6 protein-coding genes are annotated in these 5,622 nt (G+C 69.1%); 1 reads left to right on the top strand and 5 read right to left on the bottom strand.

All coding sequences use genetic code 11. The annotated features are described in order from the left end of the window. The 5 genes from G6030_RS16825 to sdhC form a co-directional block, all read right to left on the bottom strand. On the bottom strand, positions 1-1,054 hold a 1,054-nt coding region (locus G6030_RS16825), incomplete at its 3' end, for a serine hydrolase (protein ID WP_182642260.1). Positions 1,055-1,422: 368 nt separating this feature from the next. Continuing rightward, entirely contained in the window at positions 1,423-2,214 is a 792-nt protein-coding gene (locus G6030_RS03830; protein ID WP_007629654.1) for a succinate dehydrogenase iron-sulfur subunit, read from the bottom strand. Continuing rightward, the gene (gene sdhA, locus G6030_RS03825) at positions 2,214-3,983 is read right to left on the bottom strand and encodes a succinate dehydrogenase flavoprotein subunit (RefSeq protein WP_182642259.1); all 1,770 of its coding nucleotides are present in this window, start codon (positions 3,981-3,983) and stop codon (positions 2,214-2,216) included. The genes G6030_RS03830 and sdhA overlap by 1 nt, the downstream gene beginning before the upstream one ends. Positions 3,984-4,043: 60 nt before the next feature. Continuing rightward, positions 4,044-4,475, bottom strand: a complete 432-nt coding sequence (locus tag G6030_RS03820; RefSeq protein ID WP_007629650.1) for a succinate dehydrogenase hydrophobic membrane anchor subunit — start codon at positions 4,473-4,475, stop codon at positions 4,044-4,046. Positions 4,476-4,489: 14 nt separating this feature from the next. Beyond that, positions 4,490-4,897, bottom strand: a complete 408-nt coding sequence (sdhC, locus tag G6030_RS03815) for a succinate dehydrogenase, cytochrome b556 subunit (RefSeq protein ID WP_007629648.1) — start codon at positions 4,895-4,897, stop codon at positions 4,490-4,492. 241 nt (positions 4,898-5,138) lie between these two features. Between sdhC and G6030_RS03810 the strand changes: the two genes are divergently transcribed. Continuing rightward, the gene (locus G6030_RS03810) at positions 5,139-5,570 is read left to right on the top strand and encodes a cytidine deaminase (RefSeq protein WP_223210184.1); all 432 of its coding nucleotides are present in this window, start codon (positions 5,139-5,141) and stop codon (positions 5,568-5,570) included. Positions 5,571-5,622: the final 52 nt, after the last annotated feature.

Below are 5,622 nucleotides of genomic sequence, written 5' to 3'. Positions count from 1 at the left end.
GGCGGGCGTCGTCCGTGAAGCCGGTCTTGCCGCCGATCGCGCCCGGGTAGTTGTAGAGCAGTTGATTGTCGTTGCCCACGACGAAGCCGGGGTTGACGGTGACGCCGTCCGGGCGGAGGATCGGCCCGGTGTTCTGCGGCGCCTCGGCGGGGTCGGGCGGGCCGGCGCCCTCGCCGGCGGGATACCCGGGGAACCCGGTGGACTGCGTGGCGACGATCTCCGCGAACGCCGGACGGGTCATCGCGTCGCGGAAGATCAGCGACATGTCGTAGGCGCTGGACATCATGCCGGGGCCGTCGAGCCCGTTGACCGTGGCGGCGTACGTACTGCGCGCCCCGATCGCCGCGGCGTGGGCGTTCATCGCCTCGAGGGTCTGCTCGATCCCGCCCATCTGGTGCGCCAGCACCACGGCCGCGTCGTTGCCTGACGACATGAGCAGCCCGCTGAGCAGCCGCTTGACGGAGTACGCGCCGCCCGGGCCGACGCCCACGAGGCTGCCCTCGGCCCCCTCGAGGTCGGCGTCGGTGACGTGGACGATCCGCGCCGGGTCGAGCGTGTCCAGGACGACCGTGGCGAGCAGCGTCTTGATGAGGCTGGCGGGGCGATAGCGACCGTGCGGGTCGCGGGCGGCGACGATCTCGCCGGTGTCGAGGTCGGAGATCATCCACGCGCTCGCCGTGACGTCGCGGGGCGTGGTGAAACCGTCCGGGGCCACGACGTCGCAGCCGACCAGCGCGTCACCGCCCGGCGGGGTCTCGGGGACGGGGGGAGGGGCGGGCACGGTCTGCCCGGGTAGCGGCACCTCGGACTCGTCGACCGGTGCGGGCGGGGTCGTGCGGTGGGGACAACCGGTGATGTCGCGTGGGGTGTCGAAGTACGACGACGAGGTGGTCGACGGCAACACGGCCGCCGGCGGCGCCTCCGTGAGCGGGAGATCCGGCGCGGGCTCGACGGCCGTAGCGGGGCCCGCGGCGGCGAGTGGCGTCAGCGCGACGAGGGCCGCGATCGCGAGGCCGGCGGCGCGGTGTGCGGGCCGTCGTCGGGGGCTGGTCACGGGTCCAGATTCTATGACCGGCCGAGGCGTTCGCGGGCCGGACCCGCCGTGAGACGGGCCCGCCGGGGCCCGCATGACGCGCGCGAACTACCCCGCAGCCGCTCTCGGCGATGGCGTCTCGCTCCTCCCGATGGCGTCTCGCTCGGGAGCTTTCGACAGCCGCGCGCGGACATGTCGTCTCGCGCGCGCATCGGTACGCGCCAGACGCCATGGCGAGAGGCGGCTATGGGAGGCATGAGTAGGTGCGCAGTGACGCGGGCAGAGAGCAGGCCGCGAGCGGGCCGGAAATGCGGGGGGCCGCACCCTCCGGACGTGGAAGATGCGGCCCCGGCACGCGGCGGCGTCTGGAACGCCCCGTGTGGAGATGATCAGCGGGCGAACAGCAGCGCGCGCTTGACCTCCTGGATCGCCTGCGTGACCTGGATGCCACGGGGGCACGCGTCGGTGCAGTTGAAGGTGGTGCGGCAGCGCCACACACCCTCGGCGTCGTTGAGGATCTCGAGACGCTCGGCGGCGCCCTCGTCACGGGAGTCGAAGATGAACCGGTGCGCGTTGACGATCGCCGCCGGCCCGAAGTACGACCCGTCGGCCCAGAACACGGGGCAGGAGGTCGTGCAGCAGGCGCAGAGGATGCACTTGGTGGTGTCGTCGAAGCGGGCGCGGTCGGTCTGCGACTGGATGCGCTCGGCGGTCGGCTGGTTGCCGGACGTGATGAGGTACGGCATGACGTCGCGGTACGACTTGAAGAACGGCTCCATGTCGACGTAGAGGTCCTTCTCCACCGGCAGGCCGCGCAGCGGCGCCACCGTGATGGTGATGGACTTGCCGTCCTTCGGGAGCATGTCCTTCATGAGGACCTTGCACGCCAGGCGGTTCACGCCGTTGATGAGCATGGCGTCCGAACCGCAGATGCCGTGCGCACAGGACCGGCGGAACGCCAGGGACCCGTCGATGTAGTTCTTGACGTACATCAGCAGGTTGAGCAGACGGTCCGACGGCAGGGCCGGGACCTCGTACTCCTTCCAACCCGCCGAATCCGGATCCTCCGGGTTGAACCGGGCGATCTTCAGCGTGACCATGGTCGAGCCGGGCGGAACGGGCCGGTTGGAGTTCGGGTCCCTGCCGTCGGTGGCCTTGGTGGTGTCGACTGCGGTGGTCATCAGTACTTACGCTCCATCGGCTCGTAGCGGGTCTGCACAACCGGCTTCCAGTCCAGCCGGATGTCGGAGAGCAGATCGAGGCCGTTCTCCTTGAACGCCATCGTGTGCTTCATGTACTCGTCGTCGTTGCGGTCCGGGTAGTCCTCACGGGAGTGACCGCCACGCGACTCCTTGCGGTTGAGGGCACCCACGACGGTGACCTCGGCCAGCTCCAGGAGGAAGCCCAGCTCGACGGCCTCGAGGAGCTCGGTGTTGAACCGTCGGCCCTTGTCGCTGACCGTGACGTGCTCGTAGCGCTCCTTGAGCGCGCGGATCTCGTCGCGGGCCTCGGTGAGCGACTGCTCGGTGCGGAACACCGACGCCTTGTCGTCCATCATGGCCTGCATCTCGCTACGGATGTCGGCCGCGCTCTCGTTGCCGCGGTCGGACAGCATCCGCTCCATCCACTCGCGCACCATCTTCTCCGGCTCCTTGGGGAGCTCGACGAACTCGTGGTTCGCAGCGTACTCCGCCGCGGCGATGCCGGCGCGGCGGCCGAAGACGTTGATGTCCAGCAGCGAGTTGGTGCCCAGGCGGTTGGAGCCGTGGACGGACACGCAGGCGCACTCGCCGGCGGCGTAGAGGCCGGGGACGACGTCCTCGTTGTTGCGCAGTACCTCGCCCTGGACGTTGGTCGGGATGCCGCCCATGACGTAGTGGCAGGTGGGGAACACCGGCACGAGCTCGGTCACGGGGTCCACACCGAGGTAGGTGCGGGAGAACTCGGTGATGTCGGGCAGCTTCTCCTCGAGCACATCTGCGCCGAGGTGGGTCACGTCGATGTAGACGTAGTCCTTCTCGGGGCCGGCGCCGCGACCCTCGCGCACCTCGAGGACCATCGAGCGGGCGACGATGTCACGCGGCGCGAGGTCCTTGATGGTGGGGGCGTAGCGCTCCATGAAGCGCTCGCCGTCGGCGTTACGCAGGATGCCGCCCTCACCACGGACGGCCTCGGAGATGAGGATGCCCAGGCCGGCCAGGCCGGTCGGGTGGAACTGGTGGAACTCCATGTCCTCCAGCGGCAGGCCCTTGCGGAAGACCACGGCCATGCCGTCACCGGTGAGGGTGTGGGCGTTGGAGGTGGTCTTGTACATGCGGCCCGAGCCGCCGGTCGCGAAGACGGTGGCCTTGGAGTGGAAGACGTGCAGGTCGCCGGACGCGAGCTCGTAGGCGACGCAGCCGGTGGCGACGGGGCCCTCGGGGGTCTCCGTGAGGCACAGGTCCAGGACGTAGAACTCGTTGAAGAACTCGACCTTGTGCTTGACGCAGTTCTGGTACAGCGTCTGCAGGATCATGTGACCCGTGCGGTCGGCCGCGTAGCAGGCACGGCGGACGGGCGCCTTGCCGTGGTCACGGGTGTGGCCGCCGAAGCGGCGCTGGTCGATCTTGCCCTCGGGCGTGCGGTTGAACGGCAGGCCCATGTTCTCCAGGTCGATGACGGCGGTGATGGCCTCCTTGGCCATGATCTCCGCGGCGTCCTGGTCGACGAGGTAGTCGCCGCCCTTGACCGTGTCGAAGGTGTGCCACTCCCAGTTGTCCTCCTCGACGTTGGCGAGGGCCGCGCACATGCCGCCCTGGGCGGCGCCGGTGTGGGAGCGGGTGGGGTAGAGCTTGGTGAGGACCGCGGTACGGGTACGCGGGCCCGCCTCGATGGCCGCGCGCATGCCTGCGCCGCCCGCGCCGACGATCACTACGTCGTACTGGTGCTGGTGGACCTGACGATCGGTCATGGGTTTCTCAGTGCTCGCTTTCGAAAAAGGTGAAGTCCGCCGGACGGATACTGCCGTCGATCAGATGTCGTAGGCGAGGCCGAAGATGGCGTAGGTGCCCAGGACCAGGGTCAGGACGGTCGCGACGAGGAGGATCGAGTTGAGCCAGAACCGGGTCGAGTCCTTGCGCGAGTAGTCGGCGATGATGGTGCGGACACCGTTGGCGCCGTGCAGCATCGCCAGCCAGAGCATGAGGATGTCCCAGATCGCCCAGAACGGGCTCTGCCAGCGATCGGCCACGTAGGCCCAGTCGATGCGGTGGACGCCCTCGTCGATCATGAGGCCGACCGTGAGGTGGCCGAGGGTGAGGATGACCAGCGCGACGCCGGAGTAGCGCATGAAGATCCACGCGGTGCGCTCGAAGTTGAAGCGCGAGCGGAGGCGCGGCGACCGGGGCTGCGCCAGCGAGGCGGGGCGGTCGTAGGACGTCTGGAGAACAGGTGCGTCTGCCATGGTGATCGTTCTCCTTAGAGGTGCTCGAAGAGGAGGAAGAGGAGGCGCGCGGTCGCGGCGGCGAAGACCACGACCCAGATCGCCAGGATCGTCCACAGCATCTGGCGCTGGTACTTGGCGCCCTTGGACCAGAAGTCCACCAGGACGATGCGCAGGCCGTTGAGCGCGTGGAACAGCACGAGCGCCACGAGGCCGATCTCCATCAGCCCGACGATCGGCGTCTTGTACGTGTCGATGACCGCGTTGTAGCTCTCCGGGCTCACCGTGACGAGCGACGTGTCGAGGACGTGCACGAAGAGGAAGAAGAAGATCGCGACGCCGGAGATCCGGTGGGCGACCCACGACCACATCCCCGGGTCACCCTTGTAGAACTTGAGCTTCTTTGTGGGGGCCGGACGCGCCGGCGCCTGCGCAGTACTCATGGGCTTGTCGTGCCTCCGAATCGTCTGGGCCTGATGCCATCGGCGCGCGTTCCGGCCCGAGAGCACAGCGGGCGCCTACTAGGACTTTAGACCTGAGATCTGCCTGACGAAAACCAGGGTGGGTAGCGTGGTCGGGGCGGGTTATGCCTGTTAGGCGACCCTAAATGAGGTTACCGAGGGGTAGATCGACGTGACGCATGACGAATCCGCAGCACAACGCAGCGCGGTTGTCGACACTCTCATCGAAGCGGCACTGGCGGCCGCGCGGAACGCGTACCGCCCCTACTCCGGCCTGGGGGTCGGTGCCGCCGCGCTGGCCGGGCCCCCCGTCGGCCGCGCCGCCGCGGGAACGGAACCGGAGATCACGTCGCCCGCTGGCCGGGGAGACGGGCGGGAGCGGATCGTCGTCGGGTGCAACGTGGAGAACGCCTCATACGGGCTGACCCTGTGTGCCGAGTGTTCGCTCGTGTCGGACCTCCACCGCACCGGAGGCGGGAGGCTGCTCGAGCTCGTCGTCGTCACCCACACCGGCGAGCCGCTCTCGCCGTGCGGGCGCTGCCGGCAGCTCCTCCACGAACACGGCGGCCCCGACCTGGTCGTCCACACCGCTCGCGGCGCGGTGCGCCTCGGCGAGCTCCTCCCGGACGCCTTCGGGCCGGGGGATCTGGCGTGAGCGCGCGGGTCGGTCCGGCGCGACGCCATGACGCCGTGCGGATCATCGAGGC

It is taken from the genome of Dietzia sp. E1, from assembly GCF_014145015.1.
Taxonomy (GTDB): Bacteria; Actinomycetota; Actinomycetes; order Mycobacteriales; family Mycobacteriaceae; genus Dietzia; species Dietzia cinnamea_A.
This window is presented reverse-complemented; position numbering and strand designations above follow the sequence as displayed.

Bases quoted from the DNA above. Each gene is read 5' to 3' on its own strand.
- sdhC (WP_007629648.1), bottom strand. From the start codon at position 4,897: ATGAGTACTGCGCAGGCGCCGGCGCGTCCGGCCCCCACAAAGAAGCTC.
- G6030_RS03830 (WP_007629654.1), bottom strand. From the start codon at position 2,214: ATGACCACCGCAGTCGACACCACCAAGGCCACCGACGGCAGGGACCCG.
- G6030_RS03820 (WP_007629650.1), bottom strand. From the start codon at position 4,475: ATGGCAGACGCACCTGTTCTCCAGACGTCCTACGACCGCCCCGCCTCG.
- sdhA (WP_182642259.1), bottom strand. From the start codon at position 3,983: ATGACCGATCGTCAGGTCCACCAGCACCAGTACGACGTAGTGATCGTC.